Source organism: Trichocoleus sp. FACHB-6 (assembly GCF_014695815.1).
GTDB classification, from domain to species: domain Bacteria; phylum Cyanobacteriota; class Cyanobacteriia; order Cyanobacteriales; family FACHB-T130; genus Funiculus; species Funiculus sociatus.
Genome location: NZ_JACJOY010000050.1, coordinates 54,656 through 70,746 on the forward strand (window position 1 = coordinate 54,656; position 16,091 = coordinate 70,746).

A 16,091-nucleotide genomic window follows, 5' to 3' on the forward strand; every position below is an offset into this window, starting at 1 on the left:
TTAGTATTCCGGCACTGAAGGGTCAATTTCTCGACTCCAAGCCGTAATCCCACCTTTAACGTTGGTGCCTTCAATGCCAGCTTCTTTCAGAATGCCCAACGCCTTCGCAGAACGCCCACCCATCTTGCAGTGTGCAATTAAGCGATGACCATTGAGTAATTCCTTAACTTTGGCAACACCAGCGCCGCTTTCAATATCCGGTAACGGCACTAAAACTGAACCGGGAATTTGGGCAATTTCGTATTCATTGGGGTTGCGGACATCAAGCAGCACAAAATCATCTGTACCCCTGTCTATCAATTCCTTCAACTCCTTAACCGTCATTTCTGACATTTCCATCTGCCGCTTTGCCTCCTCTGCTTTTGCTTGTGGAATCCCGCAGAAATGTTCGTAATCTATCAATTTTTCAATAACTGGTCTTTCTGGGTTCGGACGCAGTTTCAGTTCCCGAAACTTCATTTGCAGGGCATCATACAATAGCAGTCGCCCACTCAGAGTATTACCCTGACCCAAGATAATTTTAATGGCTTCAGTTGCCTGAATCGTGCCAATAACGCCACACAAAACACCCAAAACGCCGCCTTCAGCACAAGAGGGAACCAATCCGGGTGGTGGTGGTTCGGGGTAGAGGTCGCGGTAATTGGGGCCGCCTTCGTAGTTAAATACGGTAGCCTGACCTTCAAAGAAGAGGATAGAGGCGTAAACGTTGGGTTTATTTAACAGTACGCAGGCATCGTTAACTAGATAACGTGTGGGAAAGTTATCGGTGCCATCCACTACAACATCGTAGGGTTCGAGAATGTCCAGGGCGTTCTCTGAAGTCAGGCGGGTTTCGTATAAGTCAACTTGGCAATCAGGATTTATTTCTAAAATCCGGTTTCTTGCCGATTCAATTTTTGGTTTACCTACCCAAGAGGTACCGTGAATTACTTGCCGTTGTAAGTTGGAACTATCAACGACATCAAAATCGACAATGCCGATGCGTCCAATACCAGCAGCGGCAAGATACAGCAATAGTGGCGAACCCAGTCCCCCGGTGCCAACACACAGGACGCTTGCTGCTTTCAGGCGTTTTTGTCCTTCTAGTCCCACTTTGGGCAGGATGAGGTGGCGGGAATAGCGTTCGTATTCTTCTTTCGTTAACTGGATTTCATCCAGATTGGGATTAAGCATGACCTTTCAGTGAGGGCAGACAGAGTTAACAGCCTATCAAAAATACAATAGTCTTTGTATCTTTGTGTCTTAATAGTTTTTAATCTAGGTTATTTCTACCGTAATCATTTCTTCTGGTTGAAACTGGTGTGCATCGTCCAGACTCCAGTTACACAGGTCGCCAGCTTTGCCTTGTTGCACAGAGACAATAATATAAGAGTATACTGACCAGGCGCAGGCTTGATCAAATTCTGAGGGAACTGCTGGATGGTCGGGGTGGGAATGGTATATGCCGATGATATCAAAAGAGCGATCGCGTCCTTCCCTCTGAGCTTTTAGCATATCTAGTGGTGCGATCGCGTATCTATCTCTTTTGCTACTACCTAGTTTATCCGAACCCGCGATCGCCGCGAACGCTTGGGCTGCTTGTGCATCCCAACTGTTCTGGGTTGGTATCACTTCCGCCACGATTTTCTCATCCCCAGCCAATCCCAGCAACAAGCCGCAGCACTCGTTAGGATAACTGCTTTCAGCATGAGTGCGAATGGCTTGCAAATGGTGAGGGTAAATTTTTAAAACTGCCAAAACCCAATCATCCTCAATAGATAGCGACCAGCAAGGCTCAACAGGTTATATTGAAATATTTAATACTACCATGCGTAAATGAATAGGGAGCATCCCTATGAGAGCAAATATAAATCTACAGGCTAGAAGCCTTGATGGAAGAACAAAGCCTGCCAACGCAACGGCTTTATATTATTAGCCTGCGTTGGCAGGCTTTGTTTGTTCGTCCTTGGCTTTAGTCGTCGGACATTTTTACTTAATTTTATCTTTTGCCGAATAAAGTATAGCGTTCTTCTGTTGGGCGCAATAAATATATCACGGTTCTGATGTTTGGGGATATGGCAATCCCTATTCCTACAGATGTATCGCCCCCTAACTTTGAATTTATATAACAAAAATTAAATTGCGATCGCATTATCTGCAACCAATACCATTCCCTGTAAATAAATGATTTAATACTAAGAGAATTAGGAGTGCATCATGTCTAGATTAATCAAAATATTGTCAATTGATGGAGGCGGTATTCGCGGCATCATTCCGGCTATGATTTTAGCCAAGATTGAACAGATAACATCAAAGCCGATTGCAGAGCTTTTCCATCTGATTGCGGGTACTTCAACCGGAGGGATTTTGGCTTTAGGTCTTACTAAACCCAATGGGGGAGGCAAGCCTGAACATCCTGCCGCCAATTTAGTTAGACTGTACGAAAAAGAAGGAAGCCGCATTTTTCCTCAGTCTAATTTTACTAAACTCAAAAATTTACAAGACGAAAAATATCCCTCAGATGGGATAGAAAGCGTTTTACAAGAATACTTTGGGGAAACCATGATTGGCGAAGCGCTGACAGAAATATTGATTCCCAGTTATGACATTGAATTGCGCCGCCCCTACTTCTTCAAACGCACCAAAGCTATAAAAACCCCCGAATGCCACAATTTTCCCATGAAAAAAGTGGCACGGGCAACTTCCGCCGCTCCAACATATTTTGAACCCCTGAAACTGGAAATAAATGACTTAACAGATTACTATGCCTTAATTGACGGTGGCGTTTTTGCTAACAATCCCGCCATGTGTGCATATGTGCAAGCAAAAATTAACTATCCAGATGCAAATGATTTTCTAATTGTCTCAATTGGTACTGGAGAACTAACCACAATTCTGCCCTATGAGAAGGTGAAAGACTGGGGACTTCTCCAATGGGCGCAGCCGATCATTCATGTAACTTTTGATGGTGTCAGCGACACCGTACATTACCAACTCAAACAGTTACTTCCTCCCGTAAGAAATCAACGTCGTTACTATCGCTTTCAGACAAGACTGACCGAACGCGGCGATCACATGGATGATGCAAGTAAGGAAAATATTCGCGCCTTAAAACTGCAAGCTGAAAGCATCATTAATGATAATGAAGAGAATTTGCAGATGCTTAGCAATCAGTTGTTATCAGCAGCTAGTTAATAAATCAGGGCTTACGTACGTCAACACGCGGTAGGGGCATGGCATTGCCATGCCCCTACGACAGAATCAGGCATTCACTAATTAACTGCGTAAGTCCTGTAAATATCCGGCGATGTTTGTCATTGCCGGGGCTTTCATCAAGAGCAAATCTGCTGAAAGCCTTTACATTAATCCTTTTTCTACGCTGATGAAGATGCAGGCATCTCGTAGGATAAAGATAATCACCTGCGACGGAATAACCAGCTGTGGCTACCGAAGAACTGCATCCAGAGACAGCGATCGCCCGAACTCCCCTATATCAACTCGCCCTAGAACAAAAAGCCCGACTCACCGCCTTTGCCGGGTGGGAAATGGCAGTACAATACATCGGCATTGCCCAAGAACACCAGGCAGTTCGCACCTCAGCGGGGATGTTTGACATCTCCCACATGGGCAAATTTACCTTCAAAGGGAAACAGCTAATTTCCCACCTCCAGCCGCTAGTTCCCTCGGATCTTAGCCGTCTGAAACCCGGTGAATCTCAGTATAGCGTGCTGCTAAATCCTCAAGGTGGGATTTTGGACGACATAATTTTCTACTATCAAGGCGAAGACAACGGCGAACAGCGGGGAGTAATGATAGTCAACGCCGCCACCAGATCTAGAGACAAAGCTTGGATGTTTGCACAGTTGGAATCTTACCCAGTTGATTTCGAGGATTTGTCACTAGCGAAAGTTTTGATTGCTGTTCAGGGGCCGAAAGCGATCGCATTTTTACAGCAATTTGTCAAAGATGATTTGACACCGATTAAGGCATTTGGGCATCTCGATACAACCATACTCGAACAGCCAGCCTTTATTGCCCGCACTGGCTATACAGGCGAGGATGGGTTTGAAGTGATGGTAGACCCAGAAGTAGGGGTAGAATTGTGGCGAAATCTTGTAGCAGCTGGTGTGGTTCCCTGCGGACTCGGCGCTAGAGATACCCTGCGCCTAGAAGCAGCAATGGCACTTTATGGGCAAGATATTGATGAAAGCACCACGCCCTTAGAAGCTGGTTTGGGTTGGGTAGTTCACCTCGATAGCAAAGGCGACTTTATCGGGCGAGAGGCGCTGGAACAACAAAAAGCTAATGGAGTAGAACGCCGTCTGGTAGGGTTGCAAATGCAAGGGCGTTACATCGCCCGTCATGGCTACCCGGTGCTGCATAACGGTGAAGCTGTGGGTGTTATCACTAGCGGTACGCTGGCACCAACTTTAGGGCAACCAATTGCCCTGGCTTATGTTCCCACGAATTTAGCGCAGATTGGGCAGCAGCTAGAGGTGGAAGTCCGGGGTAAATCATATCCAGCGGTTGTTGTCAAGAAACCTTTTTATCGTTCCCCTACTCGTCTCTCCAGCAAGTAAAAGTGCCTCGGCTGATAATGCTGAGTCGAATAGTTACTCGTTAAGAGTCTCTAACTCTTAACGAGGCATTCCCAGTCAGAAACTCTTAACCAAAGAAATAGACTCGGTAAACTCCTGCAAAGTTTTCGCATACGACTCGCCAGCAACCCACGCTAGATCATTGTGACCTGCACTATCCACCCAAAAAGAGCGCTTGGGTTCATTTGCTGCGGCAAAAAGTTGCTCCCCGTGCCAAAACGGTACAACTTCGTCCAGCCTCCCGTGCATCACCAGCACTGGAGAAAGCACCTTTTTAATCTTGCTAATATTATTAAACTTATCAAAAGGCACAATCGGAACCCGCGTCACCACCCGAAACGCGCTAAGAAACGGAGTTTCCAAAATTAAACCAGCAACAGCCTGGCGAGAAGCCAAATCAACAGCCGGGCCACTACCCACAGAACGCCCATAGACAATAATCCGATTTGGCGGGACACCCAACTGTTGAGTTAGATAATTATAGGCGGCATCAATATCCCGATAAACATTGGCTTCAGTGGGAGTTCCCTGACTGGTGCCATAACCGCGATAATCGTAGCTAAAGACAGCAAAGCCCATATCCCGCAGTTCTCTTAAACCCGGTAGACTGTCTCCCAGGTCTTCCGCATTGCCGTGGCTGTATAGCATTGTGTAGGTAGCGCTGGGATTAGGCAGATGCACCGCTGAGATTTTCACACCATCCGCAGTCGTTAGCTTGATAATCTCCCTACTGTCCTGATAGCTAGAGGGTTGCGGCAAAAAAATCATCCTGTCTGAAAAAAAGTAGGCATAGAAGCAAAGAAAAGCATAGATAAAGATTGCCGAAAAGACCAGTCTTTTCAAGGAAAATTCGCCAAATAGTAGACGATATAGCTTTTGTTTATCCATAATTGTGCTGATTCTAAGTCTGAAAGCTGTAAACTTAATGGCTAACTTAAGCTAGTTTCAGCGTACTGATGAGGAAGTGAGATGGCTCTGGAATACCCTGATGACTTGAAGTATTTAGACTCCCACGAGTATGTGCGGCTAGAAGGCGAAATTGCCACAATTGGCATTAGTGCCTTTGCTGTCGATCAGATGGGGGATATAGTGTTTTTGGAGTTGCCAGATGTGGGCGATGCCCTACAAAAGGGAGCCAGCTTTGGCACAATTGAATCAGTGAAAGCGGTTGAAGATATGTATGCGCCAATCAGCGGTACGGTTATTGAGCGCAATGATGTCATTGTAGAAGCTCCAGAGCATCTGGGAGAAGACCCTTATGGAGAGGGTTGGTTGTTGAAAGTTCGCATCAATGACCCCGATGAACTGGATGAAGCGCTGACGGCGGATGAGTATCGAGTCCAGGTGGAAGGGGAATAAGAGTTTTACATGGAGACGCGATATATCGCGTCTCTAGTTTTGAGTTTTGAAAACATTCTCTTCATTCAAACTTCAAACTTTTCCCAACTCCTGACTCTGAAATTACTGTTACAAAGTAATAAGCAGACAATTCTGGAGAGCAAATGGCATATTATACCGCTCAAACGCAGTCTAGCCGTCAGCAAGTGATGGAAGGAATAAGGCAATCGATTTCTTTTGCAGACAGGCATATTGGCCCAAACCCCGATGAAGTGGGGCAAATGCTGGAGGTGTTGGGGTTGAAAGACCTTGATGCGCTGGTTGATAAGACGGTTCCACAGACGATTCGCCTTAAGGGAAGTCTACAGTTACCAGAACCAAAAAGCGAGTACGCAGCGATCGCGCTCCTCAAAGAAATCGCCTCGAAAAATCAGGTGTTCCGCTCATTCATCGGCATGGGGTATCACGACTGTATCACCCCACCTGTCATACAGCGCAACATCCTAGAGAATCCCGGCTGGTACACAGCATACACTCCCTATCAAGCAGAAATTGCCCAAGGTCGTCTGGAAGCACTGCTGAATTTCCAGACAATGATCATAGACCTCACAGGTTTGGAAATTGCCAATGCTTCCTTACTTGATGAAGCAACCGCCGCCGCCGAAGCGATGACGATGAGCTATGGCATCTGCAAAAATAAGGCAAATGCGTTCTTCGTCTCAAAAGACTGTCATCCCCAAACTATCGAAGTCGTGCAAACACGGGCGATACCGTTGGGTATTGATGTCATTGTCGGCGACTTTCAAACCTTTGACTTCCAGCAACCTGTTTTCGGCGTACTTTTGCAATATCCCGCCAGCGATGGCACAATTTACGACTATCGGAGTTTTGTCGAAAAAGCTCATGCAGTCGGTGCCTTAGTTACAGTCGCAGCCGACCCATTGAGTTTAACTCTGCTTACACCCCCTGGAGAATTTGGGGCTGATATCGCGGTAGGAAGCACTCAGCGCTTCGGTATTCCCCTGGGCTATGGGGGGCCTCATGCCGCTTACTTTGCCACCAAAGAAGAGTATAAGCGACAAGTTCCGGGGCGAATTGTCGGCGTTTCTAAAGATTCCCAAGGAAACCCTGCACTGCGTCTGGCCTTGCAAACCCGCGAACAGCATATCCGCCGCGATAAAGCTACGAGTAATATTTGTACCGCCCAAGTTCTACTGGCGGTGATGGCGGGTATGTATGCGGTTTATCATGGGCCAGCAGGATTGAGAAATATTGCCGAAAATATTCATAATCTGACTGTACTTCTGGCAGAAGGACTGAAGCGACTAGGTTACACCATTGGTAGTGAGAATTATTTTGATACATTGTGCGTAGAATTAGGCGATCGCAACTTAAAAGAAATTCTCCAACGTTGCCAAGCCCGTCAAATTAACCTGCGGATAGATACAACTATCGGGATTACTCTAGACGAAACAACTACACTCTCAGATGTCATCGACTTATTAGAGATTTTCGCCCTTTCCGATTCCCTACCCTTCACGGTTGAAGAGTTAGCACCAAAATCTAACTCCCCCCTCTCCCGTACCAGCAATTATCTCACTCATCCGGTCTTTAACCGCTATCACTCAGAAACGGAACTTTTGCGTTATATGCACCGTTTGCAAGCAAAGGATCTGTCTTTAACTACATCGATGATTCCCTTGGGATCATGCACGATGAAGCTGAATGCAACATCTGAGATGCTACCTGTAACTTGGTCTGAATTTGGCAAAATTCATCCTTTCGCACCCCAATCGCAAACGCGGGGTTATCAAGTTCTATTCCAGCAGCTTGAGGAATGGTTAGCCGAAATCACAGGTTTTGCGGGAATTTCTCTGCAACCTAATGCTGGTTCTCAAGGGGAATATGCAGGACTTTTAGTAATTCGTCAGTATCACCAAAGTCGCGGCGAGACACACCGCAATATCTGTCTGATTCCCCAATCAGCGCACGGAACAAATCCTGCAAGTGCGGTGATGTGTGGGATGAAGGTAGTGCCAGTTAACTGCGACACTCAAGGCAATGTTGACTTAGACGATCTTAAAGCTAAAGCGGAAAAACACAAGTCAGAACTCGCCGCCTTGATGGTGACATATCCCTCCACTCACGGCGTATTCGAGGAACCGATTCGAGAAATCTGCGATGTTATCCATGCTAACGGCGGACAAGTCTATATGGACGGGGCGAATATGAACGCTCAAGTCGGGCTGTGCCGTCCGGGAGACTTCGGGGCGGATGTTTGTCACCTGAATTTGCATAAAACTTTCTGCATCCCTCACGGCGGCGGTGGCCCTGGTATGGGGCCAATTGGTGTCGCACCGCATCTAGTACCATTCCTACCTGGACATTCTGTTGTCCAGATGGATGCGAATAATCCAAAATCGATGGGTGCTGTTTCTGCTGCGCCTTGGGGTAGCGCCAGCATCTTGACGATTTCTTGGATGTACATCGCCATGATGGGTGGCGCGGGTTTGACGGATGCAACCAAGGTGGCAATTTTGAATGCTAACTACATCGCCCGTCGTTTAGAAAGTTACTACCCAGTTTTATACAAGGGGAAAGCGGGTTTAGTGGCGCATGAGTGTATTTTAGACTTGCGATCGCTCAAAAAATCCGCCGGAATCGAAGTAGATGACATCGCTAAGCGTCTGATGGACTACGGTTTCCACGCGCCTACCGTCTCTTGGCCTGTCGCGGGTACGATGATGGTGGAACCAACGGAAAGCGAATCGAAAGAAGAGTTAGACCGTTTTTGCGATGCAATGATATCTATTCGTCAAGAGATAGAGGAAATTGAATTGGGTAAAGTAGATGCTCAAGATAATGTCTTGAAGAATGCACCCCATACCGCAGAAAGTCTGATTACTTCCGAATGGAACCATCCTTACTCTCGCGAACAAGCTGCTTACCCCGCGCCTTGGACACGCGAACACAAGTTTTGGCCTGCTGTCGGACGTATCGATAATGCTTTTGGCGATCGCAATTTAGTTTGTTCTTGTCTCCCAATGGAAGCTTATTCACAAGGCTAGTATCTTTTGAAAGAAAACGCGATCGCACTTGCTAGTTGATGGTGAATGCGATCGCATTTTTTTTGAAACCGCATAGGTACAGAGGATGCAAAAGGGATATCTTCCTTGACTCATCGCTGCCTAAAGAAGGTGTGCAGTAGTCGCCATAGGCGATTAACCCATCGCAATAAAAGGCCGACTATAGCTTTTGGCAAACTCATCCAAATGTTAGTCTTTTTGGAAAGGCGCTGAATTGCATTGTCAGCATGTTGGACATCTGCATCCAGTCCCATTGCTTGATACAGATCGCAGGCATTTTGGTAAGCAGCAACGGCTTCTAATTTTCGACCTAGCTTTGCCAAGGTAGTTCCTAAATTAGATAAAGAAATCGCTTCCCCATTGCAATTCCCAATCTCCCGGTGTATTGCCAAAGACTGCTGATGGTAATCAATTGCTAGTCGGTATTGTCCCAGAGAATCGTAAGCATTACCCAAATTACCGAGAGAATTCGCTTCCCCATTGCAATCGCCTATCTCCCGTTGTATTGCCAGAGACTGCTGATAGTAATCAATTGCTAGTCGGTATTGTCCCTGAAAACCGTAAGCATTGCCTAAATTATTGAGGGAATTCGCTTCCCCATTGCGATCGCCTATCTCCCGTTTTAGTCCCAGAGACTGCTGAGAGTAATCAATTGCTAGTCGGTATTTTCCTAGAGAATTGTAAACATTACCCAAATTATTGAGAGACTTCGCTTCCCCATTACAATGTCCAATCTCCCGGAATATTGCTAGAGACTGCTGATAGTAATCAATTGCTAGCGGGTATTGTCCTAGAGAATTGTAAGCACTGCCCAGACCTATGAGAGAAGTCGCTTCCCCATTGCGATCGCCTATCTCCCGTTGTATTGCCAGGGACTGCTGATAATATCCAATTGCTATTGGGTATTGTCCCAGAGAATTGTAAGCATTGCCCAAACCTATGAGAGAGTTCGCTTCCCCATTGCGATCGCCTATCTCCCGAAATATTGCCAGGGACTGCTGAAAGTAATCAATTGCTATTGGGTATTGTCCCAGAGAATTGTAAGCACTGCCCAAACCTATGAGAGAGTTCGCTTCCCCATTGCGATCGCCAATCTCCCGAAATATTGCCAGGGACTGCTGAAGGTAATCAATTGCTAGTCGGTATTGTCCCAGGGAATGGCAAGCATTGCCCAAACCTATGAGAGAGTAAGCTTCCTCTCTGCAATCTCCAACCTCCGGAAGTATTGCCAGAGACTGCTGATAGTAATCAATTGCTAGTGAGTATTGTCCCAGAGAACAGTAAGCACTGCCCAAATTACCGAGAGAAGCCGCTTCCCCATTGCAATCGCTAATCTCCCGAAATATTGCCAGGGACTGCTCAAGGTAATCAATTGCTAGTCGGTATTGTCCCAGGGAATTGTAAGCATTGCCCAAACCTATGAGAGACTTCGCTTCCCCATTGCGAGCGCTCATCTCCCGTGTTATTGCCAGAGACTGCTGAAGGTAATCAATTGCTGATTGGTATTGTCCCAGAGAATTGTAAGCATTACCCAAGCTATTTAGAGAAGCTGCGAATTCCCAACTTTCAGAGTTACTTTGCTGCCATGCTTCAACTAACTGCCTGTACAGTTCAACTAGGTCAATGTTGTAACCTCGTAAAGTTAGAAAATCGGCACACAGTCCAATAGCTTTGAAGGCGTCGTCATACTTTCCTAGCTCATAGCAGTGATAGAAAACTTCTAGGTATTCTGCTACATCACTTATTGTCTGCCAGGGTTCTGATTTAGCATTTTCTTTGTAGTATGCAATTGCCTTTTGGTGCGCCTCGGTTAGATTGCTGGCTTTTTGCTTGATATACGCCAAAATGAACGGGTGAAATTGAAACCATCGCCCCCTATTCTTGTCCCTTTCCTCCTGCAATAGCGAACGCCTAGCCAACTGCCTTAAATCCCGTTCCGATACCTCTTCCCCTGGTAACTGGGCATCTGCCATCGCCCCATTGAAAGCAATCCGATAAACACTCAAATTTAGTAGCAGTCTTTGCAACTTGTCACTAAGTCGGTGAAAGCTGGCATCTAACACCAGGCGCATCCAGATATCGGTTTTGCCCTCTCGGTGCGATCCTTTGAGCTTCTCGTCAGTCAATAGCTGGGATACGTTAGCCAAACCATAATTCTGTAAGTAGTTAATCTGCGGATTTGGCTGTTCCTCTTCTATCAAAAAATTTGCAACCAGCGTCAGCAGCAAGGGATGACCCTCTGCCTTTTTCGCAAAATCTTGCAATTCTGCCTCAGTTCCCAGAACCCCCGCAGCCCTCAACAAATAAGCCCCCTCTGCTGGTGACAATCCCGGCAAAGGAAGCCATTTCAACTTGATTGCTGGAAAATCCGGGCGTTCCCGCGTCGTCACCAGAATGACACTCTTACCGCCACATCCCAACCAACCATGAAAAAACTGCTCGTAGATAGCATCCAACCACTGCCCATCGGGTTGCAGCAGACTTTCCAGGTTGTCTATGACAAGTAGATACCGCCCCTCCCGCAGATGGTTCACCAACGCATCCACCAGCGACAATTCTGGAATTGCATCCACAGTGGACGCGGAAAATCCCAACCGCAGCAAGACTCGTCGCGCCAATTCGGTAAAAGTCACGCGGCGGCTGACATCTACCCAACCTATTCGGACAAACTCTGCACTATCTTCTTCGTAGATTTTGACAGCCAGAGTAGATTTGCCAAAGCCACCTAAACCCGTAATGCCAATCAGCCGGATATTTCCATCCGCCATCCATTTCCCAATTTTCTGCCGTTCCTCCGTGCGCCCTTGCCAATAATCCAAGCTAGGAGGACTTTCATCGAGGTTAGGTGAGTTTTGAACTGATTGAGGGTTTGTTCCCTGGTTGACTACCAGCAGTCAGGGGTTATTGATAACGTCACCAAACTGCACCCTTTCAGAATTAACTGTTTCTACTTGATAGCCCTTGGCATTATCCCGGTTAATCTGAGTTTTGCTATTGTCTTGAGTGCTGCTGATTTGAATTTCTTTAGCCATCATCTGAATCTCTTGGGCAAATGCTGGCTCTTTATCCATGCAAGCCTGCAAATATTCAGTAATCTCTGCTAATTCTGGCTTCGAGCCTTGCTCAACGGCTTTAATGGCTCTTTCTGCGTCTGGATTACCCCGTAATTTATTCCAAATCTTCTGGCGTAGCAGATTTAACTTTTCAATGGCGATTTCCGTCAACTTACCAGCGCCACCTTCTATCATTCCGCCAAAGGCAATTTCTGCAATCTTTGCTGCTGTAAATTCAAATATCATCTGTCACAGGTTGGCTATGCTTGCCATTTGGTTGTAGCCCATCAACTCTCTATCTGCCAATGTTAAGATTGATGACTTTACTAACTTTTCTCTAATTATGGCAATTGACTTTAGAGATAAACTGTGTCTTAAATATATGCCGTTCTCGCCTAGCAATTAACCCTATGACGAGGAATCCATCAAATCAACGACCGATTTTGACAATCGCGCGATCGCCTATTAGTTGGATGTTAGAAATAGCCGCAGTTGCAGGGATTTTCTGCATCATTGTAATCACCCTGCAATCTTGGGCAAATCTACCCAACAGTATTCCCATCCATTTTGAGATGGGAGGCAAACCAGATGCTACGGGTAGCAAAAAATTAATCTGGCTTTTCCCCAGCTTATCTATTTTAGTTTATGTAGCGTTTACAGTGCTGCGTAAGTTTCCCCATACCTTTAATTATATTTGGGGTATTACAGAGCAAAATGTCGCTAAACAATATCAGCTAGCTGTTAATTTATTAGACTGGAATAAGGCAGAATTTATGTGGATACTTGCATTTATAGAATGGCAGATTATCCAGGTAAGTTTGGGACATTCTGCTGAATTGAGCGTCGATTTTTTCTCTGTAGTAATGCCACTGTTTTTGGTCACAAATGGGCTATATTTTTGGCAAGCGTATCAGGCTCGTTAGTGAAGTATTTATAAATTACTACGCGATTATAAATCGCAGCTATACAGGCAAATTCCGCCGTCGCGGACTAATAAATTGAAACCCGCGACGGCGGGTTTTGTATGTGTAGCCGTGAATTCTATTCGCCAGGACATTTATCACTTCTCCCGTAACGCCTCTAATTCTTCCCGCACAGATAAAGGCGAATATCCTAACTCAAAAGCTTTTGAACTATCTAAAGAAACATCTGGTGGTCGTGGTGCAGCCATTTTCACATCTTTTTGCTTGCCGGATTTAAGCCCTACGTCAGGAAGCTTAAACACCTCCACTAATAACCGACCGAAATCATAACGCGATATTCGTTCTTTCCCACCTAAATGAATGATGCCACGGACTTTATCTAATGCTAATAAAAGCCCTTGAGCCGCAGTTACCCCACTAACTGGAGTGCGGAATTCATCTATAAATAAATGTAGCTCTTTTCCCTCCTTCAAAGTTTGGATAAATGGCTGAATAAAGCTGATAGCTGTGGGTGTCGCATTCCCAAACATTAAAGGCATACGGCAAACTGCGGTCATCGGATAACGTTCTAACATTCCTGACTCTGCCATGACTTTTTGTTCGCCGTATAGGTTGACAGGAGACACGGGATCTGTTTCTTTATAGGGAGGGTTTAAGCCATTGAAAACTAGGTCAGTTGAAGTAAAAACGCAAGGTATAGAATAATCCGCGCAAAGTCCGGCAATATTAGCAGATGCTGTTACGTTGATTAAGTGGGTTTCTTCAGGATTATTTTGACAATAATTTGGGCTAGATTGTGCAGCAGTATGAATAACTGCATCTGGTTTAATTTGGCTAAAAATACGCTTTATTTCCTGAAAATCTTTTAAGTCAACTTTCAACAGGTTTACGCCGGGAATGTCTATTGAATGGGAAAAATAGGTTCCATGAATTTCCCATTCTTGTTTGGCTTGGCAAAGATGCCATCCCAAAAAACCACTGGCACCTGTGACTAATAGTTTCTTCATTGCAACATGGATATATTTATAATGCCCTCATTATAAAGGTACTAACTCTTGTGATACTAATTGGTAATTGTGATGTAGCAATCATACTTAAATTGTAAAATTGCTTTCTGAAGGAGAGATTCCGGACTTCTTTAGAGAAATCCGGGATCTGAAAGGCTGGCACCTTACAACTCAAATAGGATTGCTATAGATGGCGTATTTTTGAGGGGAGGGTTTGTTTCTAGATAAACCCCTCTTCTTATCTCTAATTTAAAATATAATTTACAACCTGAAGATTCTGTATTTTCAGACATTTACTTAAATCAGGCTGTTGTGTTAAGTTTCTTCACTGAATCTTACAGTTTCTTACACGTTCGTCGCTTTAATCCTAAAGATTGATGCTAGTAACGGTATGAGGTCAAACAATGTTCTTATGGTGACGAATAAATTTACATCCTTTTCATAATCCAGTTTATATCAGTTCTCCCATTAAACACGGAAGCTGAAGTATCACACAAATCCGCTCATTGTCACCATAATTCACAAAAGTAAAAATTGCCCTCGTACATGAGAGATTGCCGGGATAGAAAGCAACCTATAAGTTGCTTTCTATCCCTTGGCAGGCTTTGCGTTTCAAAGTTCGCATGGATGAGCAAATCGAAATCAATTTAGCTTTGCATTTGCGTTTGACTTAGGAATTAACAAATGACTATTCACAACAAACCTGTTATGCCTAAAGCCAGCACATCCTATGTGCTGATGCTGGCGCTGGTAGCTGCAATTGGCGGTTTTTTGTTTGGTTTTGATACTGCCGTAATTAATGGTGCAGTAGCAGCTTTGGGAAAAGATTTTCAAGCGGGTAGTGTAGCAACGGGATTCGCAGTTTCCTCCGCACTACTGGGTTCGGCGGTGGGAGCCTTCTTTGCCGGACAGCTCGCCGATCGTTACGGGCGGGTAAAAACGATGATCGTCGCCGCTATTATGTTTTTTATCAGCGCCGTGGGTTCTGGTATTGCCTTTAATATCTGGGATTTCATGGTTTGGCGATTGGTGGGCGGGGTAGCAGTTGGTGCTGCGAGCGTTATCGCCCCCGCCTACATTGCTGAAGTCTCCCCTGCACACCTGCGCGGACGACTGGGTTCTCTCCAACAACTTGCGATCGTGACCGGGATCTTCATCGCCTTGCTGTGCGACTACTTCATCGCTGTCGCTGCTGGTTCCGCTGAAGCGCCCTTCTGGTTCGGAGTCCCGGCTTGGCGTTGGATGTTCTGGACTGAGATTCCAGCTGCCATTGCCTACGCAGTAGGCGCACTGCGGATTCCAGAGTCCCCCCGTTACTTGGTCGCTCAAGGACGGGAAGCGGAAGCGGCTTCCGTTTTGGCAAAGGTTTTGGGTGGAGATGTTCAGGCTAAAGTACAGGAGATCCGGCAGACGGTATTGCGGGAACGCAAACCTCAACTGTCCGATTTAGTAGGCAGGCATGGTTTACTATCGATTGTCTGGATTGGTATTGGGTTATCTGTACTACAACAGTTGGTGGGGATTAACGTGATTTTCTACTACAGCAGCGTGCTGTGGCAGGCGGTGGGCTTTTCCGAGAAGGATTCGTTGTGGATTACGGTGATTACCAGTGTCACCAATATTGTGACAACGCTAGTAGCGATCGCTTTCGTGGACAAGTTTGGACGCAAACCCCTACTAATCCTGGGTTCTCTGGGCATGACTCTCACGCTGGGAACCCTGGCGACAACCTTTGGCAGCGCGCCCCTAGATGCCGCCGGGAACCCCAGCTTAACCGGAAACTCTGGCATCATTGCTCTGCTAGCTGCTAACCTCTACGTCTTCTGCTTCGGCTTCTCTTGGGGGCCAGTCGTTTGGGTGATGCTAGGAGAAATGTTTAACAATCGGATTCGTGGGGCTGCCCTATCATTAGCTGCCGCTGCCCAGTGGATTGCCAACTTTGCGGTATCCACCAGCTTTCCGCCCCTCAAGGATGTGGGTTTAGGTTTTGCCTACGGTCTATATACTACAGCTGCTGCGATTTCCCTGTTCTTCGTTTTGCTGCTGATTAAAGAAACTAAGGGTAAAGAACTGGAGGAAATGGTATAGTAATCGGCTGATTAATTCT

Annotated in this window: 12 protein-coding genes; 6 read left to right on the forward strand and 6 right to left on the reverse strand. The window is 45.9% G+C overall.

What is annotated here, in order from left to right:
* Positions 1-1,173, reverse strand: a complete 1,173-nt coding sequence (gene moeB / locus H6F66_RS09265) for a molybdopterin-synthase adenylyltransferase MoeB (protein ID WP_190420466.1) — start codon at positions 1,171-1,173, stop codon at positions 1-3.
* A gap of 84 nt (positions 1,174-1,257) precedes the next feature.
* On the reverse strand, positions 1,258-1,737 hold the full coding sequence (locus H6F66_RS09270) for a M67 family metallopeptidase (RefSeq protein WP_190420468.1): 480 nt from the start codon (positions 1,735-1,737) through the stop codon (positions 1,258-1,260).
* Between the two features lie 459 nt (positions 1,738-2,196).
* Here H6F66_RS09270 and H6F66_RS09275 point away from each other — a divergent pair, with 459 nt between their 5' ends.
* Both H6F66_RS09275 and gcvT read left to right on the forward strand, forming a co-directional pair.
* Complete coding sequence (locus tag H6F66_RS09275) at positions 2,197-3,174, forward strand: CBASS cGAMP-activated phospholipase (protein WP_190420470.1); 978 nt, start codon at positions 2,197-2,199, stop codon at positions 3,172-3,174.
* 245 nt (positions 3,175-3,419) lie between these two features.
* Positions 3,420-4,559, forward strand: coding sequence for a glycine cleavage system aminomethyltransferase GcvT (gene gcvT, locus H6F66_RS09280; protein ID WP_190420472.1), 1,140 nt, complete (start codon positions 3,420-3,422; stop codon positions 4,557-4,559).
* A 75-nt stretch (positions 4,560-4,634) separates the two neighbouring features.
* On the opposite strand, the gene H6F66_RS09285 is transcribed toward gcvT, so the two are convergent.
* The gene (locus H6F66_RS09285) at positions 4,635-5,465 is read right to left on the reverse strand and encodes an alpha/beta hydrolase (protein WP_190420474.1); all 831 of its coding nucleotides are present in this window, start codon (positions 5,463-5,465) and stop codon (positions 4,635-4,637) included.
* 81 nt (positions 5,466-5,546) lie between these two features.
* On the opposite strand from H6F66_RS09285, the gene gcvH reads away from it, so the two are divergent.
* On the forward strand, positions 5,547-5,936 hold the full coding sequence (gene gcvH / locus H6F66_RS09290; protein ID WP_190420476.1) for a glycine cleavage system protein GcvH: 390 nt from the start codon (positions 5,547-5,549) through the stop codon (positions 5,934-5,936).
* Positions 5,937-6,079: 143 nt separating this feature from the next.
* The gene (gene gcvP, locus H6F66_RS09295) at positions 6,080-8,983 is read left to right on the forward strand and encodes an aminomethyl-transferring glycine dehydrogenase (RefSeq protein WP_190420477.1); all 2,904 of its coding nucleotides are present in this window, start codon (positions 6,080-6,082) and stop codon (positions 8,981-8,983) included.
* A 110-nt stretch (positions 8,984-9,093) separates the two neighbouring features.
* On the opposite strand, the gene H6F66_RS09300 is transcribed toward gcvP, so the two are convergent.
* Positions 9,094-11,820, reverse strand: coding sequence for a tetratricopeptide repeat protein (locus H6F66_RS09300; protein WP_190420479.1), 2,727 nt, complete (start codon positions 11,818-11,820; stop codon positions 9,094-9,096).
* A 75-nt stretch (positions 11,821-11,895) separates the two neighbouring features.
* Complete coding sequence (locus H6F66_RS09305) at positions 11,896-12,300, reverse strand: hypothetical protein (RefSeq protein ID WP_199294956.1); 405 nt, start codon at positions 12,298-12,300, stop codon at positions 11,896-11,898.
* A gap of 164 nt (positions 12,301-12,464) precedes the next feature.
* On the opposite strand from H6F66_RS09305, the gene H6F66_RS09310 reads away from it, so the two are divergent.
* On the forward strand, positions 12,465-12,977 hold the full coding sequence (locus tag H6F66_RS09310) for a DUF1648 domain-containing protein (protein WP_190420481.1): 513 nt from the start codon (positions 12,465-12,467) through the stop codon (positions 12,975-12,977).
* Between the two features lie 137 nt (positions 12,978-13,114).
* Here H6F66_RS09310 and H6F66_RS09315 read toward each other — a convergent pair whose 3' ends face one another.
* Positions 13,115-13,984 carry an NAD(P)-dependent oxidoreductase gene (locus H6F66_RS09315; protein ID WP_190420483.1) on the reverse strand — a complete coding sequence of 290 codons (870 nt, stop codon included), beginning with the start codon at positions 13,982-13,984 and terminating at the stop codon, positions 13,115-13,117.
* A gap of 684 nt (positions 13,985-14,668) precedes the next feature.
* Between H6F66_RS09315 and H6F66_RS09320 the strand changes: the two genes are divergently transcribed.
* The gene (locus tag H6F66_RS09320; RefSeq protein WP_190420484.1) at positions 14,669-16,072 is read left to right on the forward strand and encodes a sugar porter family MFS transporter; all 1,404 of its coding nucleotides are present in this window, start codon (positions 14,669-14,671) and stop codon (positions 16,070-16,072) included.
* Positions 16,073-16,091 lie beyond the last annotated feature (19 nt).

Coding starts and splice junctions, on each gene's coding strand:
- moeB (WP_190420466.1), bottom strand. CDS start 1,173: ATGCTTAATCCCAATCTGGATGAAATCCAGTTAACGAAAGAAGAATAC.
- H6F66_RS09275 (WP_190420470.1), top strand. CDS start 2,197: ATGTCTAGATTAATCAAAATATTGTCAATTGATGGAGGCGGTATTCGC.
- H6F66_RS09285 (WP_190420474.1), bottom strand. CDS start 5,465: ATGGATAAACAAAAGCTATATCGTCTACTATTTGGCGAATTTTCCTTG.
- gcvH (WP_190420476.1), top strand. CDS start 5,547: ATGGCTCTGGAATACCCTGATGACTTGAAGTATTTAGACTCCCACGAG.
- gcvP (WP_190420477.1), top strand. CDS start 6,080: ATGGCATATTATACCGCTCAAACGCAGTCTAGCCGTCAGCAAGTGATG.
- H6F66_RS09305 (WP_199294956.1), bottom strand. CDS start 12,300: ATGATATTTGAATTTACAGCAGCAAAGATTGCAGAAATTGCCTTTGGC.
- H6F66_RS09310 (WP_190420481.1), top strand. CDS start 12,465: ATGACGAGGAATCCATCAAATCAACGACCGATTTTGACAATCGCGCGA.
- H6F66_RS09315 (WP_190420483.1), bottom strand. CDS start 13,984: ATGAAGAAACTATTAGTCACAGGTGCCAGTGGTTTTTTGGGATGGCAT.
- H6F66_RS09320 (WP_190420484.1), top strand. CDS start 14,669: ATGACTATTCACAACAAACCTGTTATGCCTAAAGCCAGCACATCCTAT.